At 73.4% G+C, this 16,041-nt stretch carries 15 protein-coding genes and 2 pseudogenes; 13 read left to right on the forward strand and 4 right to left on the reverse strand.

Annotation, left to right across the window (positions count from 1 at the left end; translation table 11 throughout):
- The first annotated feature begins 39 nt into the window (after window positions 1-39).
- From OG335_RS40090 to OG335_RS40105, 4 genes and pseudogenes are all read left to right on the forward strand, one after another.
- Window positions 40-780, forward strand: a complete 741-nt coding sequence (locus OG335_RS40090) for a class I SAM-dependent methyltransferase (protein WP_405008932.1) — start codon at window positions 40-42, stop codon at window positions 778-780.
- 85 nt (window positions 781-865) lie between these two features.
- Complete coding sequence (locus tag OG335_RS40095) at window positions 866-1,180, forward strand: hypothetical protein (RefSeq protein WP_405008933.1); 315 nt, start codon at window positions 866-868, stop codon at window positions 1,178-1,180.
- 94 nt (window positions 1,181-1,274) lie between these two features.
- Window positions 1,275-2,612 (forward strand): annotated as a pseudogene (locus OG335_RS40100) (polysaccharide lyase family 1 protein); the annotation flags it as partial.
- A gap of 108 nt (window positions 2,613-2,720) precedes the next feature.
- A pseudogene (locus OG335_RS40105) lies at window positions 2,721-3,650 on the forward strand (pectinesterase family protein); the annotation flags it as partial.
- Between the two features lie 316 nt (window positions 3,651-3,966).
- Here the strand turns inward: OG335_RS40105 and OG335_RS40110 are convergent.
- Complete coding sequence (locus OG335_RS40110; RefSeq protein ID WP_405008934.1) at window positions 3,967-4,575, reverse strand: hypothetical protein; 609 nt, start codon at window positions 4,573-4,575, stop codon at window positions 3,967-3,969.
- 196 nt (window positions 4,576-4,771) lie between these two features.
- Between OG335_RS40110 and OG335_RS40115 the strand changes: the two genes are divergently transcribed.
- The 5 genes from OG335_RS40115 (at window position 4,772) to OG335_RS40135 (ending at window position 11,018) form a co-directional block, all read left to right on the forward strand.
- Entirely contained in the window at window positions 4,772-5,650 is an 879-nt protein-coding gene (locus tag OG335_RS40115) for a GyrI-like domain-containing protein (RefSeq protein ID WP_405008935.1), read from the forward strand.
- Window positions 5,651-6,013: 363 nt separating this feature from the next.
- The gene (locus tag OG335_RS40120; RefSeq protein WP_405008936.1) at window positions 6,014-7,306 is read left to right on the forward strand and encodes a chitinase; all 1,293 of its coding nucleotides are present in this window, start codon (window positions 6,014-6,016) and stop codon (window positions 7,304-7,306) included.
- A gap of 435 nt (window positions 7,307-7,741) precedes the next feature.
- Window positions 7,742-8,008 carry a hypothetical protein gene (locus OG335_RS40125; protein ID WP_405008937.1) on the forward strand — a complete coding sequence of 89 codons (267 nt, stop codon included), beginning with the start codon at window positions 7,742-7,744 and terminating at the stop codon, window positions 8,006-8,008.
- Between the two features lie 450 nt (window positions 8,009-8,458).
- On the forward strand, window positions 8,459-9,529 hold the full coding sequence (locus OG335_RS40130; protein WP_405008938.1) for a glycoside hydrolase family 43 protein: 1,071 nt from the start codon (window positions 8,459-8,461) through the stop codon (window positions 9,527-9,529).
- A 349-nt stretch (window positions 9,530-9,878) separates the two neighbouring features.
- On the forward strand, window positions 9,879-11,018 hold the full coding sequence (locus OG335_RS40135) for a Rieske 2Fe-2S domain-containing protein (protein WP_405008939.1): 1,140 nt from the start codon (window positions 9,879-9,881) through the stop codon (window positions 11,016-11,018).
- Between the two features lie 99 nt (window positions 11,019-11,117).
- Here OG335_RS40135 and OG335_RS40140 read toward each other — a convergent pair whose 3' ends face one another.
- Complete coding sequence (locus OG335_RS40140) at window positions 11,118-12,017, reverse strand: lytic polysaccharide monooxygenase (protein ID WP_405008940.1); 900 nt, start codon at window positions 12,015-12,017, stop codon at window positions 11,118-11,120.
- Window positions 12,018-12,297: 280 nt separating this feature from the next.
- Window positions 12,298-12,540 carry a hypothetical protein gene (locus OG335_RS40145; RefSeq protein WP_405008941.1) on the reverse strand — a complete coding sequence of 81 codons (243 nt, stop codon included), beginning with the start codon at window positions 12,538-12,540 and terminating at the stop codon, window positions 12,298-12,300.
- Window positions 12,541-12,725: 185 nt separating this feature from the next.
- Between OG335_RS40145 and OG335_RS40150 the strand changes: the two genes are divergently transcribed.
- A complete protein-coding gene (locus tag OG335_RS40150) occupies window positions 12,726-13,994 on the forward strand; it encodes a trans-sulfuration enzyme family protein (protein WP_405008942.1) in 1,269 nt (422 codons plus the stop codon).
- Window positions 13,995-14,092: 98 nt separating this feature from the next.
- Window positions 14,093-14,464 (forward strand): ClpX C4-type zinc finger protein, encoded by a 372-nt coding sequence (locus OG335_RS40155; protein WP_405008943.1) that lies wholly within the window; start codon window positions 14,093-14,095, stop codon window positions 14,462-14,464.
- Between the two features lie 97 nt (window positions 14,465-14,561).
- Here OG335_RS40155 and OG335_RS40160 read toward each other — a convergent pair whose 3' ends face one another.
- A complete protein-coding gene (locus OG335_RS40160; protein ID WP_405008952.1) occupies window positions 14,562-15,296 on the reverse strand; it encodes an SDR family oxidoreductase in 735 nt (244 codons plus the stop codon).
- A gap of 107 nt (window positions 15,297-15,403) precedes the next feature.
- On the opposite strand from OG335_RS40160, the gene OG335_RS40165 reads away from it, so the two are divergent.
- On the forward strand, window positions 15,404-15,748 hold the full coding sequence (locus OG335_RS40165) for a helix-turn-helix domain-containing protein (RefSeq protein WP_405015271.1): 345 nt from the start codon (window positions 15,404-15,406) through the stop codon (window positions 15,746-15,748).
- Window positions 15,688-16,017: a TetR-like C-terminal domain-containing protein gene (locus OG335_RS40170; RefSeq protein WP_405015635.1), complete on the forward strand. Its 330-nt coding sequence runs from the start codon at window positions 15,688-15,690 to the stop codon at window positions 16,015-16,017. Before OG335_RS40165 ends, OG335_RS40170 begins: the two co-directional genes overlap by 61 nt.
- Window positions 16,018-16,041: the final 24 nt, after the last annotated feature.

A 16,041-nucleotide genomic window follows, 5' to 3' on the forward strand; every position in this document is an offset into this window, starting at 1 on the left:
CCGGACCCGAACGGCCCTCGACACCACGGAGGATGACACATGGCAGCAGTTCCGCACGACACCCGCGCCGCCGAGGAGTACCGCCTCGCACGCGAGATCCCGCGCGACGGCCTGACGGCCTGGCGCACCGCGATCGGCGAGGCCGCCCGGCTCAAGCCCGGCATGACGGTGCTCGACGTCGGGGCCGGCACCGGCGCCTTCGCCACCGCGTTCCGCGACTGGTACGGCGTGCGGGTGCTGGCCGTCGAACCCGCCGAGGCGATGCGCGCCCTCATCCCGGTCGGCGGGGGCGTCGAGGTGTTCGACGGGCGCGGCGAGGCCCTGCCGGTGCCGGACGGCTGCGCCGACGCGGCCTGGCTCGGTTCGGTGGTGCACCACCTGTCGGACCTGGGGGCGACCGCCCGCGAACTCCGGCGCGCCCTGCGGCCCGGCGCGCCGGTGCTCGTCCGCAACGCCTTCCCGGGCCGGTACGGCCGCGACCTGCGGGTGCGCTTCTTCCCGGAGACCGCCGACGGGATCGACGACTACCCGACCGTCGACCGGCTCTGCGCGGCGTTCGCCGAGGCCGGCTTCGCCCGCGTGTCGCTGGACGCACTGCCGCAGCAGAACGCCCCCACGCTCGCCGAGTTCGCCCGGCGGATCCGCCGCGGCGCCGACTCCAAGCTCAAGGCGCTCGACGATGCGCAGTTCGAGGCGGGCATGGAGCGGTTGCGCGCCGCCGCCGCGGCGGACCCCGCCGAGCCGGCGACCAGCTGGATGGACCTGCTGGTCCTGGCCTGAGGCGGCCGCGGGCGGAGGCCGCCGGTGCGCCGTCCCGGCGTTGCAGCGGAGGGTGGTCGAGGATCTCGACGTACATGATCCGCCCGTGCACGACGTCGAGGTTCAGCATGCCGTGTTCGGGCAGCAGCGCGACGCACCGGTGGCCCTCCCCGTAGGGGTGGCCCGGCCGGTGCTCGGCGGTGCGGATGCTCTGGCAGAAGTCGTCGCCGCAGCCGCACGCATCGACCAGGCGGAGGTCCCACGCACAGACGGCCAGTTCGCGTTCGCCCTCCCGCTCCAGGAGGGTGGTCAGCTCCGCGACAAGGCCGGGGTACGTCTCACGGAGGAGGGGGTGGTCCGGCGGCATGAGGAGAGGTTAGCCGGACCAGGGCTCCGGAGCTACGGAGTTGTCGGCCCGTGAGGTCCGCGACCCTTCTCCGGACCGGCGGCAACCTTCCCGTCCCCGGCGGCGACCGAGGGGTGAACAGTACACCTCACCCCAAGGAGCACCCGGCATGCCCGCTTCCCCGCACCGCCGCCCCACCGGTCGCCGACGTCTCGCCCTGATCGGCGCCGCCGCCGTGGCCGCGGCCGGCCTCGGCGCCGTGCCGCTGGTCATGAACGCAGACGCCGCCGCCACCGACCTCGCCCACGCCGTGCTGCCGGCGAAGGACGGCTGGGCCGCGAGCGGCTCCGGCACCACCGGCGGCCGCGACGCCGACGCCGCGCACGTCTTCACCGTCTCCACCCGCGCGGAACTCGTGAAGGCGTTGAAGGCCGGCCCGGCCGACGCGCCGCGGATCATCCGGGTGAAGGGCGTCGTCGACGCCAACACCGACGACGCGGGCAAGCCGCTGACCTGCGCCGACTACGCGGCGGGCACCGGCTACTCGCTGACCGCTTACCTCAAGGCGTACGACCCCGCCGTGTGGGGCCGGTCCACGGTGCCCTCGGGCGGCCAGGAGAGCGCGCGCAGTGCCGCCCAGGCGAAGCAGGCGGCCCGGGTGGTGCTGAACGTGCCGTCGCGGACCACGATCGTCGGCGTGCCGGGCACGGGCGCGGGGATCACCGGCGGCAACCTGACCGTGAAGAACGCGGACAACGTGATCATCCGCAACCTGGCGTTCACCGACGTCCGCGACTGCTTCCCGCAGTGGGACCCGACCGACGGCTCCACCGGCAACTGGAACTCCGCCTACGACGCCGTCAGCCTCCGCGGCTCCACCCACGTCTGGGCCGACCACAACACGTTCTCCGACGCCCCGCACCACGATGCCGCCAACCCGTCGTACTTCGGCCGCGAGTACCAGGTGCACGACGGCGCGCTCGACATCACCAACGCCTCCGACCTCGTCACCGTCGAGTACAACACGTTCACCGACCACGACAAGACGATGCTGATCGGCAGTAGCGACAAGGACACCAAGCTGCGGGTCACCCTGCACCACAACGTGTTCCGGGGCATCGTCCAGCGCGCGCCGCTGGCCCGGGTCGGCCAGATCCACCTGTACGACAACTACTACGACACCACGCCGCTCGACGGCTACCAGCACTCCTACAGCATCAACTCCCGGGCCGGCGCCCAGATCGTGGCCGAGCACAACTACTGGAAGCTCGCCTCCGGCCGGAAGGCCTCGCAGCTGCTGAGCGGCGACGGCACGGGCGCGGTCGCAGGCAGCGGCAACCTCGTGAACGGCACCGCCACCGACCTGGTCGCCGCCTACAACGCCGTCAACTCCAAGAAGATCAAGACCTCCGTCGGCTGGACGCCGACGCTGACCGCCGGCCTGGAGCGCTCCGCCGCCGGACTGCCCGCCGCCCTCAGGGCCAAGGCCGGTGCCGGGGTGCTCACCGACACCGGCGCGATCGGCACCGCCACCCCGTCGGCGAGCGCCAGGGCCACCGTCGCCGCGTCCCCCTCGGTTGCCGTGGCCGCGGGCCGTACGCTCGCCGTCGCCGCGGACGGCTCGGCCGCGTACCGCACGGTGCAGTCGGCGGTGGACGCGGCCGTGTCCGGTGACACCGTGCTCATCGCCAAGGGCACCTACCGCGAGGTGGTGAACGTGCCGACGGCGAAGAAGGGTTTGACCCTGAAGGGCGCCACCGGCAACGCCGAGGACGTCGTCGTCACGTACGACAACGCGGCCGGCACGAAGAAGGCCGACGGGTCGACGTTCGGCACCGAGGGCAGCGCCACCGTCACCGTCACCGCGAACGACACCCTGCTGACCGGGGTCACCGTCCAGAACACCTTCGAGCGTTCCGCCCACCCCGAGATCACCGCCACCCAGGCGGTGGCCCTCGCCGCCCGCGGCGACCGCCAGCAGTACGTCAACTCCCGCTTCATCGGCCACCAGGACACCGTCCTGAACTGGGCGCCGTCCGCCACCGGCCAGTACCGGCAGTACTTCCGCAACTCCTTCGTCGCCGGCGACGTGGACTTCGTCTTCGGCAACGCCACCGCCGTCTACGACCGCGTGAACATCACCCTCCGCGACCGCGGTGCCGCCGCAGGCGGCAACAACGGATACCTGTCCGCGCCCAACACCGACGCCTCGAAGCCGTACGGGATCCTCGTCACGGACAGCACGATCAACAGCCCGGCCAAGGCGAACACCTTCTACCTCGGCCGCCCGTGGCACCCGTCCGCGAACGCCGTCGGCCAGCTCGTCATCCGCAACACCGCGCTGCCCGCCGCCGTGAAGACGGCGGGCCCCTGGACGGACATGAGCGGCTTCTCCTGGAAGTCCGCCCGCTTCGCCGAGTACGCCAACACCGGCGCCGGCGCTACCGTGAACGCCGACCGGCCGCAGCTCACCGCCGACCAGGCCGCCGTGTACACCGCCCGCCGCTACCTCGCCGGCACCGACGGCTGGAACCCGGTGGGCTGACGACCCCGACCCCGACCCCGACCCCGACCCCGACCCCGACCACGGGGCGCAGGGTCCGGCGCCGGTCCCCGCGCGCCCCTCCGCCGTCCGGCCTGGTCTGCCGCTGACGCTGAAGCGCTCCCGCCGCGTGGCGTCCGTCGGAAGAACCGGTACCAGGGACGTTTGACGGGCGGCAGCCGGGTCGCGAAGAACGGCTTCCAGCCGGGCGCCCCGACCTGTGTCAACCGCCTCTCCCCGGCCGCTCCGGCCGCACGGACCGTCCCTCGACGTCGCTCGCCTTCTGCGTCCATGGAGGCGGGCGACGTCGAGGGGCGGCTCAGGAACGGAAGCCGATGATGCCGAGGCCGGGGTGCTCCTGTGCGGCCCGCATCCAGTCGAGGCACTGCATGACCGCGTCGGCGACGGCGGGCTCCAGCGGCGGGGCGTGGTCCGCCCGCTTGGTGGCCTCGAACTGCTCCAGGGCCTTTTCGATCATGGTGGGGGTCCACTCGCCGCAGCCCGGTGTGAACGTGTAGGGCAGGGGGGACGGCGCGCAGCCGAGGCTGAAGTCCTCGACGGAGACGGCGGTGATGTGCAGGGCCTTCAGCCCCTGGTCGACCACCGACAGCCAGTCGCCCCGGTGCGGGGTGAACGAGGAGTTGTCCAGGAACGCGCCGGTGAGCGCGCACAGCCGCTTGTAGGCGTAGCCGTACTGGAAGGCGTGGTCCTCGCGGTCGGAGAAGGGGCCGCCGTGGACGACGGCGCGGAGTGCCTCGTAGGCGGTGGGGGCGCCCTCACCGATCTCGTGGCCGAAGTAGCTGTCGTCGCGGGCCAGGTCGCGGCCGAAGCCCGTGCGGACCGCTTCGAGCAGCTGCTCGTCGCCGGATCCGACCAGGGCGCGGGTGGCGGCCGTGTCCAGCAGATAGACACTCAGGGAGGAACTCATGCAACGACCCTAGAGGCGGCCACCGACAGCGCGAGGCGCGGCCCGAGGTACGGCTCGACACGGCCCGGTGTCCGACCCGACGTCCGGCCCGGCAGGGCGCGCCGCGGCGGGTACCCGACCGAAGCGGGCACGGTTGGTCGGGTCGGGCAGGGTGGACCCTCCCTACGGTGGACGAACAGAAGGAAGGAGACCGGGCTTGCTGGACCGACTCAACCAGGCGATGGCGTCGATCGAGGAGCACCTCGACGGGACGATCGACGTCGCCGACCTGGCCCGCACCGCGCTGACCTCGGAGTACCACCTGCGGCGGATGTTCTCCGCCCTGGCCGGGCTGCCGCTGTCGGAGTACGTCCGACGGCGCCGCATGACCGTCGCCGGGGCCGAGGTACTCGCCGGGGAACGGACGCTGCTGGAGATCGCGCTGCGCTACGGCTACACGTCGGCGGAGGCGTTCGGCCGTGCGTTCCGCGGAGTGCACGGCATCGGCCCGGGCGAGGCGCGCCGCACCGGCGCCGCCCTGCGGTCCCAGCCCCGGATGTCCTTCCGCCTCGTCGTCGAAGGGAGCACCACCATGCAGTACCGGATCGTGGAGAAGGCGGAGTTCAGGGTCGTCGGCCGGACGGCCCGGGTGCCGCTCGTGCACGAGGGGGCGAACCCGCACATCGCCGTCCTCATCAGAAGCATCGAGCCGGAGACCCTCGGGCGGATCGCCGCGCTCTCCGACCAGGACCCGGACGGGATCGTCTCGGCGGTCGTCCATCTCACCGGCAGCCGCGAGGAGGGAGCCGAACTCGACTACTACCACGCGGCGGTGACGTCCGGCGCCGCGACGGACGACGACCTGGAGGGCCTCGACGTGCTCAGCGTCCCGGCCGGCACCTGGGCCGTCTTCGAGAACCACGGCCCCTTCCCGGCCGCGCTGCAGTACCTGTGGCGCGACGTCTTCACCGAGTGGTTCCCGTCCAACCCGTACGTCACCCGGCCCGGGCCCGAGATCCTGCGGACCCGGCCCACCGAGGACTGGTCGGAGGCGGACGCGCAGCTGTGGATCCCCGTGGACCGGGCACCGGTCTGACGGACGCCCGCGGCGGAGGAGCGGAGGAGCGGAGGAGCGGAGGAGCGGAGGAGCGGGGTGCGGGCGGCGCGGGGGTGCGGGGGCGCTGGCGGCACGGGCGGAGTGGCGGAGGGCGGGGTGCGAGCCGCCGTGCGGAACGTGCAGGTGAGTTGCTGATCGTGCCGGGATTCCGTTCCGGACCTTAAGAGAACCCCAAGCCTTCGCCGGGCCCTTGACCCCCGTAGGTGGTCCAGTCCATTTTATGGAGCAGGCCGGTCCGCGTCCGGGCCGAAGTCCCGCACCGCGCTCCTGCGTTCGTCGTCATCCGTCCCCGGCTCCCGCTTTCGGGCGGCCCCGTACACCCATGCCCGGAGAGGTTCCCCCATGGAACGCACCCCGCTCCGCACCTCCGCACCCGGTCGGCACCGCCGGCGCCGCGGTGCCGTGGCCGTCGGCGTCACCGCCGCCCTCGGCCTGCTGGCCGGCGGCGTCGCCGCCCTGACCGCCGGCAACGACGCGCTCGCCGCAGTCGCCGCCACCGACGCCCTGGGCAGCAACTGGTACGCCTCGGCCCCGTACCTGATGCCCGAGGACAACAGTCCGCCGGACGCGGCCGCGGTGATGGACGCGACCGGCCAGAAGGCCTTCCAGCTGGCGTTCATCCTGGACTCGGGCGGCTGTAAGCCGGCCTGGGGCGGCACCTCCTCGATCGACACCGACACGGTCATGCCCGCCGTGATCCAGAAGATCCGCAGCAAGGGCGGCGACGTCTCGGTCTCCATCGGCGGCTACGGCGGCAACAAGCTCGGCCAGAGCTGCGGCAGCCCGGAGGCGACCGCGGCCGGCTACCAGAAGGTGATCACCAAGTACGCGCTCAAGGCGATCGACTTCGACCTGGAGGAGCCCGAGTACGAGAACACGGCGGCCATCCACAACGAGATCGGCGCCGCGAAGATCCTTCAGCGCGACAACCCCGGTCTGTACATCTCGATCACCACGGCCGGCACCAACGCGGGCACCGGCTGGTTCGGCACCCAGATGCTGAACGAGGCCAAGTCCCAGGGTTTCACCCCGAACAACTACTCGATCATGCCGTTCGACGGCGGGTTCAACGGCGCCGCCGCGCAGACCGACGCGCTGGTGAAGTTCAACCAGATCCTGCAGACCACCTTCGGCTGGAACGAGGCCACCGCGTACGCCCACGAGGGCGTCTCCCTGATGAACGGACGGACGGACGCCGCCGAGTACTTCCGGCAGGCCGACTTCCAGACCGTCCTCGACTTCGCCACCGCGCACAAGCTGGCGCGCTACACCTACTGGTCCGTCAACCGCGACCGCCAGTGCGCCGGCACGGTCGACCCCGGGCTCTCCGGCTCGTGCTCCAGCGTGGCCCAGAACGACTGGGACTTCACGAAGTTCACCGTCCGCTTCGCCGGGGCGACGCCGCCCACCACGCCGCCCACGACGCCGCCGACCAGCCCCCCGCCGGGCAGCCCGAGCCCCAGCCCGACCTCCGGCACCTGCACCCAGCCCGCGTGGAGCGCCACCACGACCTACACCAACGGCAACAAGGTCTCGTACCAGGGCCACAACTACCACGCCAAGTGGTGGACCCTGAACGAGGTTCCGACGGCCAGCGGCCAGTGGGGCGTCTGGGCCGACGACGGCCCCTGCTGACCCCGACACCCTGAGCGTGGACCGGCCCCGGCAACCCCGGGGGCCGGTCCACGTCGTCATGACGGCGCCTCCCCGCGCCGGGGCGAGGGGGCGCACGACGGCGTCGAGGACGACCGCGGTGCGGGAGCGGTCCCCGAACGGCCGGGATCGCCGGCGGCCCGCGGCCGAGGTCATGGGCGGACACCGGTGTGCCCCTGCCCGTCCCACCGGGGGATGCGCACCGCCCACCGGACCTCGACGGGACCTGCCGCGGGCGGGCAGGTCACCGCGGGCGGGCTGGGGCCCGGACGACCCGGAGCGCGGGCGGCGGTGCACCGGAGGGCCGGCCGGGGCCGCCGTCACGGGCCCGGCGTTCCGGGGCGGAGGGCCGGCAGCCGGACGTGTCCGGAATCGGCCCGGGATGTGCAGGTATCGTGCATCCGGAAGGAGGTACTCATGATTGCTGGCCCGGGCTTCTGGGATCTTGAGATCGAGCGAGCCGGCTGGTCGCGTGTGCTGTCCCCCGGGACGGCCGGCTTCCCGGAGCTCGCGGGGCGCGGCAGTGTGTGGGGCCGCAACTGCTACGTACGCGGCAACGACCGCCTGGTCATCGAGTGGTCGGACCAGGTGTCGATATTCGCCGCCCTCCGCAACGGCAGGCTCTGCCCGGTGGGGTCCGCCGAAGACCTGTCGTCCGCCATAGGAGCAGGCGGCAGGGGTTAGGGCGGCGCGCCGCCGCTGCCCCGGATCGACCGCGGGAGCACCGTGAGGGCGGTGACGTGGCAGGGGTCGTCGATTGTCCTGACGGATGCGGTCACCGATGGGCGGCCCGGGCCCCGGCCCCCGACTCGGTGGTCCACGGCGGTCCCGCATCGTCTCGGGTGGGTGCCGCTGGGGGCGCCGGCGTGTGTGCCGCGGCACGGATGCCGGGGGCGCGGCCGCCGAAAGTATTGACATGCCCAGCGCTGATCGGGATGCTGCGAGAGCGCTCTTCCATCGATGTAAAAGCCGGCCGGAAGCGGCAGGCCGACGTCGGGCCGGGGCGCCTCCCCGCCCTCTGCGATGCGGTCCTGAGCAGACGTCGTCCCCGTGCCCGGGTTCCCCGGCGGCGCGGTCGGCCGGCGGCACGGCGGCGCGGAGCCGATGCCGAGGACCGACGAAGGATCGGGGACCATGAAGCTCTCCCGCCGTCTCTCCGGTGTCGCCGCCGCCGTGCTCTCGGGCGTGCTCGCCGCCGTGCTGTCCGTGTCGTTCGCCGAGCCCGCCGGGGCGGGCCAGACCGGCCTGCGGGCCGCGGACCCGAGCGTGCTCCGGGTCGGCGGCACGTACGTGTCGGTGCAGTCGGCCAACGGCGGGATCGCCGTGCGGCAGGCCTCGTCGACCGCCGGACTGGCCTCGGCGCCCGCCCGGCAGGTGTGGTCGGACACCGCCGGCCGCGGTGAGGTCTGGGCCCCGGAGATCGTGACGGACGGCGGTCGCTACTACATCTACTTCACGGCCGGACGCGGCGCGGCCCACCGGATGTACGTCATCAGCTCCGCCGCCCCCGACAGTGGCTACACCGCCGAGACGAAGCTGGCGCTGCCGGACGACCGGTGGGCCATCGACGGGAGCATGTTCACCTTCAACGGGCAGCGCTGGTTCGTGTGGTCGGGCTGGGCCGGCACCACCGACGTCGAGCAGAACCTCTACATCGCGCGGATGAACGGCCCGACCGCGCCGACCGGCGCGCGGTACGTCATCTCGCAGCCACGGGAGGGCTGGGAGCGCGTGGTCGGCAACCCGTTCATCAACGAAGGGCCCGAGCCCATCAGGGACCCGAACGGGCAACTGCACATCACCTACTCCGCGAACGGAAGTTGGAGCGACCAGTACTGCCTGGCCGACCTGAGGCTCCGGGCGGGCGGCGACCCGACGTACGTGTGGGACTGGTACAAGTCCAACGGCTGCCTCTTCGGCTCCAACCGCTCGACGATGATGGCCGGTTGGGATCCGACGCTGCACGTCGACGGTCCCGGCCACCACAGCTTCGTGCTGCTGAACGGCGACATCGGCACGAGCCCGCCCGCCGGCCCGGCGTTCCCGCTGATGTTCCACGCCGTCCCGAAGGGCACGCCCTACGCGTGGGCGAACCGGTACTGGTACACCGGCACCTTCGCCTGGTGGGGCAACACCACCTACAGCCGCGCCAACGTCCCCGGTCCGACCACGGACACCGGCTGGAGCCTGAAGTTCTTCGAGTAGGCGGCAGTGGTCCGTCCGGGCCCGACCGCGGCTGTGCGCGGCCGTCCCCGGGTGGGTGCGGTGCCGGGGCCGGCCCGGCCGGACACCCCGGCGCGGGCCGCGGACTGCCGCGGTTGCCGTTCCTGCGGCCCGCGGTCACCGTGGGGAGGTGGAAGTCCCACGCGGCCGGCGGATCGCCCCCGGCCCCCGGGATGCCGGATCGACGCGATGCCGCGGGGAGCGCCCGCCGATCGACGGCCGCCCGCGCGGCCCGGCGGCGGGCCTCCCGGCCGCGCCGCGCACGCGCATCCCGGACACCCGGCGACCGGTGCGGCTGCGTCCTCCCGGCCCGAGCGCAAGGGAGCAGGAGATGACCGACGCCCGACCCGGAACGGACCGGCACCCCGTCGGCGGAACGCCGGGGCTCCCGCCGCGGCGGGTGAACGACCGCGGCGACGCCGTCACCGACCTGCGACGCATCGGGATCGACCCGGACTTCTGGTATCCCGTGGCCGTCGCCCGGAAGGTCGCCAAGGGGCGCACCTTCGCCGCCGTCTTCGCCGGTGAGCGGATCGCGCTCTACCGCGGCCGGAGCGGCCGGGTCTACGCCCTGGAGGACCGCTGCGCCCACCGCCAGGTGCCGCTGAGCATGGGCGTCGTGGAGGGCGACGTGCTGCGCTGCTGCTACCACGCCTGGGCCTACCGCGGGAACGGCCACATCTCGCAGATCCCGTACCTGCCCAAGGGGTGCGAGCGGCCGCCGCGCGGCGTGCGGTCGTACCCGGTCCGTGAGGCATACGGCCTGGTGTTCGTCTTCCCCGGCGACCCGGCGAAGGCCGAGACGGCGCCGTTCCCCGTGCTGCCGCAGTACGACGCGGCCTCGCACCGGACGATGACCTTCTCCCGCACCGTGCGGTGCCACTACTCGTTCATGCACGAGAACCTGCTCGACATGAACCACCAGTTCCTGCACCGGGGCGTGCTGGGCAGGATCCAGCCCGAACTCCTCGGCTACGAGAGCGGTCCGCGGTCCGTCGAGGCCCGTTACCTCTTCGTCCCCGCCGGCGGCAGGAAGGACCGCGGAGCCGGCCTCCTGTCCGCCGAGGGGATCGGCGGACGGGAGAGGCCCGACGTCGTCACCATCCGCACCGAGTACCCGTACCAGACCCTCCAGGACGTTCCCGAGGGTGCCGACCTCCCGGCGTTCTCCCTCTGGGCGGCTTACGTGCCGGAGGACGCGGAGCAGCGCACCTGCCACGCCTACGGCCTGCTGATGATCGCGAAGCCGCCGGTGCCCGGCGTGATCCACCTGGCGTGGCCGCTGATCCGGCGCTTCACCGAGCGGGTCTTCGCCCAGGACCGGACGGCGGTCGAGGCCGAGCAGCGGGCCTGGGACGAGCAGGGCGAGGACCGCAACCACGAGGTGTTCCCGCTGATCCTCGACGTTCGCGACGTCCTGCGCTCCAACGGGGTGCCTCTCGGCCCCGAAGCCGTCCGCGCCGAGGCGTAGCCCCGCGGGCCGGGGCCGCCCGCGCGATCCGGCGCCTCCGCGCCCGGGGCCCGTCGGACGCACCGTGCGTCCGACGGGCCCCGGCCGAGACGGTGCGGGCTACGCGGGCACGGCGGCGGTCCGCATGCGGCGGTACAGGAGGACGCCGGATGCGCCCGCCGACACCAGCGCGATGCCCACCACGCCCAGCATGGCGGTGGAGGAGGCCGAGGCGGTGGTGAAGGAGGCCGACGCGGGGGCGGCGGCCTGCGCTCCGGCGGCGGTCACGCCGTGGTCGTGGCGGGCCGTGGACCGGCCGGCGTCGGCGGCGAGCTGCTGCTCGGTCGGGTTGCCCGGGGCGGCCGCCGCGAGGGCGGCGGCACCGGCGGTGCCGCCGAAGTCGACGTCGGCGCAGCCGTAGAACGCCTCCGGGCTGTCGGTCCGCTGCCACACCTGGTACACCAGTTGGCGCCCGGTGCGGCTGGGCAGGGTGCCGCTGAAGGTGTAGTAGCCGTTGGTGGCGGTCCGGCCGGTGGCGTACTCCGCCACGGGGTGGGCGAGGTCGAGGTCGGACCACTTGAGCGGCTGGGTGGGGTTGTAACCGCTGTTGGTGACGTAGAGCGTCATGACGCCCTGGTGGGGGGCGGTGACGCGGAAGTTGAAGGTGGTGACGCCCGCCTTGACGGTGGTGGCCGGCCAGTCCGTGCGGGCCATGTCGAGCGCCTTGTACTTGTCGCGGTTGGCCGAGCACAGCTTGCCGTCCGGGATGATCTGCCGGCTGCGGCCGTTGGCGTCCGCGATGTTGACCTCGTTCCAGTCGTAGAGCGGCTGGGTGCCGCTCATCGCGACGAGGTCCTTGCACACCTGGGACTGGGGGTGCTCCGGTCCCTCGGCGTAGCAGGCGGCGATCCGGCTGGTGGGGCCGTAGAGCGAACCGTGGGCGCCGGCGCTGCCGGCGGCCGTGACCACGACGCCGGCCGTCAGCGCGCCGACGGCCAGGAGTCTGCGGGTCCAGGACATGGTTCTCCTCGGGAGAGATCGGGTCGGTTGTGGGGGACGGCGCAAGCCCGGGGAGCGGCGGGCGGCACGGCGTGGACCCGACACGCCGTGACCGGAAGGGAGCTTAGATTGGCCTATACCAATTGACAAGGGGTCTGGTGTCCAACGGTTCTGACGGCTTGTCCGGCCGGAGGCCACCGGCCCGCGGTCGAGGGCGCGGTTCCTGTGCGGTTCCTGCGCGGGCGTGCACAGGTCGGCAGCCGGCAGCCGTGGGCAGCGGCCGGCGGCCGGTGGCCGGAGCTCAGGGGGTGTGGATTTCGCACGCCGGACCCGGATCGTGGTCGCAGCGGCTGACCGGCACGAGGGAGGCCAGGCCCCACAGGCCCAGGGCCAGGCCGCACAGGACGGGCACGACGACCGCGGCCCGCAGGGCGACGACCGCCTTGGTCCTGCCGTCCAGGCAGCGCACGGTCAGGTGCATCGCGGCCGGGATCCAGATCAGCATCACGGACATCGCCAGGAAGAACCACCCGTTGGTGCTCACCGCAGGATGATGCCCGCGGCGGGGCACCCCCATGCGCGAGCCGTGGCGCACCGTGTCGGCCGTGGGCCGGTGGCAGGAATTGGACGACAGCCTGCGCTTTCGGTGCTGTCGCGGCACGGGTGGGACGGCGGAGGATCGTCGGGGACACCTGTGCGGTGCCCGAGACCGCTCCGGAGGATCCACCGATGTCCCTGGCCGAACCAGCCCCGCCCGTCGACCGTGCGACCCCCGCCGCGGACCGGCACCGGACCGTGGCCGTCCGCCCTCCCGCCCCGCCCGCGGTCCCGGCTCCGGCCGTGGGGCGGGGCGCGGGCCGTCCGGCCGTGCCGCCCGTGCACCGGGCGGCGACCTTCACGTTCGAGTCGTCCGCGGAGTTCGCCGCCGTCATGGCGGACCACACCCTCGGCTACGTCTACAGCCGGATCGACAACCCGACCAGCGACACCTTCGCCGCGGCCGTCGCCGCGCTGGAGGGCGCGGAGGCCGGGCAGCCGTTCTCCTCGGGGATGGCCGCGATCACGACCACGCTGCTCGCCTTCCTCTCCGCGGGCGACCATGTCGTCGCGCAGCGCAGCCTGTACGGCGGCACGCACCACGTGCTCACCCGGCTGCTGCCGCGCTGGGGCATCGGGGTGTCCCTGGTCGACTCGCCGGGAGAGGCGGCCGCCGCGATGTCCGCCACCACCCGCCTGGTGTGGTGCGAGACGATCTCGAACCCGACCCTGCGTGTGGCGGACATCCCCGGCTTCGCCGAGGCCGCGCACCGGGGCGGCGCGCTGCTCGTCGTCGACTCGACCTTCGCCACGCCGTCCGTCTGCCGACCGCTCGCCCTGGGTGCCGACCTCGTGCTCCACTCCGCCACCAAGTACATCGGCGGGCACAGCGACGCCACGGGGGGAGTGGTCGTCGGCGACCGCCGCCACCTGGAGCCCGTCCGGGCCCTGCGGACCGAACTCGGCGGCACCCTGGCCCCGGACGAGGCGTTCCTGCTCCTGCGAGGACTGCAGACGCTGCCGCTGCGCGTCGAGCGGCAGAACCGCACCGCCGCGCTGCTGGCCGCCGCCCTGCACGGGCATCCGGCCGTCGCGGCGGTCGACTTCCCCGGACTCCCGGGCCACCCCGACCACGACCGCGCCGTCGCCCTGTTCGAACCCGGCCGGTTCGGCGGCATCGTCACCGTCACCCCGTACGGCGGCGCGGAGACCGCGCAACGGCTCTGCGACAGCCTGCGGCTGTGCGACATCGTCACCTCCCTCGGCGGCACGACCACCGGCGTGTCCCACGTGGCGTCGACCAGCCACCGCCAGCTGGGGGAGGAGGAACTCGCTGCGGCGGGCATCGCACCCGGCGCGATCCGGATCGCGGTGGGCCTGGAGAACCCGGACGACCTCATCGCCGACTTCGCCGGCGCGCTCGGCGCGCTCGCCGCGCCGCCGCAGGCCGGCCGCGCCTGACGGACCCGGCGCGGGCGGACGCGCCGCCGCACGGTTGTCAGGGTGGCCCTGACGGCGCTAGCCTCCTGTCAGGGAACGCCTGACAGGAGGGGTGCGGCATGTCTGCTGCCACGGCCGAGCACGACGGCCTGCGATGCTCGTTCTGCGGCGCGTCCGAGGCCGAGGTCGACAAGCTGGTCACCGGGCCCGGGGTGTACATCTGCAACAAGTGCGTCGATCTGGCCGGCTCGATCGTGGCGGAGTACCTCGGGAAGCCGGTCGACCTCCGGCTCCCGCTGCGCAGCGAGATGACCGACGAGCAGGTGCTCGACCGGCTCCCGCGCGTCGCTGCGGTCGCGGACCAGGTGGAGGCGGACCTGCGGGGGTGGGTCCAGGAGCTCCGTCGGCGCGGTGTGACCTGGGCGAGGATCGGCGAGGCGCTCGGCATCACCCGCCAGTCGGCCTGGGGGCGGTTCTCCGGCGAGGAGTGACCCCCGGCGCGGGCGTGCGGCAGGGCGGGTTCGTGGCGGTCGCCCCGGGGCGGCGGCGTGGGGGGCGCCCGGTGTCGCGCGGAGGCTGCGTCGCCGCTCAGGCGATGCCGCCGTTGGCGAAGATGACCTGTCCGTTGACCCATCGGCCCGGGCCGGCGAGGAACGCGACGGTCTCGGCGATGTCCTCCGGCGTGGCGATGCGCTCCAGCGGGGGCTGCGCGGCCAGGCGGTCGAGGGTCTCCCGGTCCTTGCCGTCGAGGAAGAGCGGAGTGGCGGTGGGGCCGGGCGCGACCGCGTTGACGGTGATGTCGCGGCCGCGCATCTCGCGGGCCAGCACCAGGGTCATGGCCTCGACGGCGCCCTTGCTGGCGGCGTAGGCGGCGTAGCCGGGGGGTGCCAGCCGGGTGACCGAGGTGGAGAACGTGACGATGGCGCCGCCGCCCCGGACACGGCGGGCCGCCTGCTGGGTGACCACGAACGTGCCGCGGATGTTGGTGCGGTGCAGTCGGTCGAGCGCGTCCAGGTCGAAGTCGGCGACCGGTCCGAGGACCATGGCGCCGGCGGTGTGGACCACGACGTCGATCCCGCCGAAGGCGGCGCCGACCGCGTCGAAGGCCTCGGCCATCGCGGCCTCGTCGGCGACGTCGCCGGTCACGGCGATCGCCCGGCCGTCCGTCGCCCCGATGGCGGCGACGGTCTCCTCGGCGGCGGTCCTGTTGCCGGCGTAGTGGACGCCGACCGCCATGCCGTCGGCGGCGAGGCGTCGGGCGACGGCGCGGCCGATGCCGCCGGAGGCGCCGGTGACCAGGGCAACGCGTGCGGTGTCGGACATGGTGATGCCTTCTCTCTCTTATGAACGCCACGTCCATATAATCACGTTGTGAACGCTGCGTCCATATGTCATCGTGGACCCGGCGGGTCGACACGGGAGGTCAACGCATGCCGGAGCGCCCGGAGCAGGACGAGGCACCGAAGGTCCGGCGCGGCCGCGGCCGGCGCCCCGCGGCGGAGGTACGGGCCGACGCCCTCGACGCGGCCGGAGCCCTGCTGCTCGACAGGGGCATGGCCCAGTTCACCATCGAGGCCGTGGCCGACACGGCAGGCGTCAGCAGGACCACGATCTACAAGTGGTGGCCGTCGAAGGGCGCGCTCGCGCTCGACGGCTACTTCCACGCCGTCGAGTCCGCGCTGACCTTCCCGACAGCGGCGACATCGAGGCGGACCTGCGGGCACAGCTCCGGGCGTTCGTCCACGTCGTCACCGAGACCCCTGCCGGGCGGGTGATCGCCGAACTCATCGGCCAGGCGCAGACCGACCCCGACCTGTCCGCCGCCCTGCTGGAACGCTACTCCGGCCCGCGCCGCGCGCTCGCGGTGGAGGCGATCGGGCAGGCCCGGTCACGCGGCGAACTGCGCGCCGGCATCGACCCCGAGGTCCTCGTCGACCAGCTCTGGGGCGCCTGCTACCACCGCCTGCTGATGCCCAACCTGCCGCTCACCCGGGCGTTCGCCGACAGCCTGGTCGACAACCTCGTACGCGGCATCAGGGCCTGACCCGCTTGCGGCGGCGGGCGGTTC

Origin of the sequence: Kitasatospora sp. NBC_01539 (assembly GCF_045040525.1) — a bacterium.
Classification (GTDB): Bacteria; Actinomycetota; Actinomycetes; order Streptomycetales; family Streptomycetaceae; genus Kitasatospora.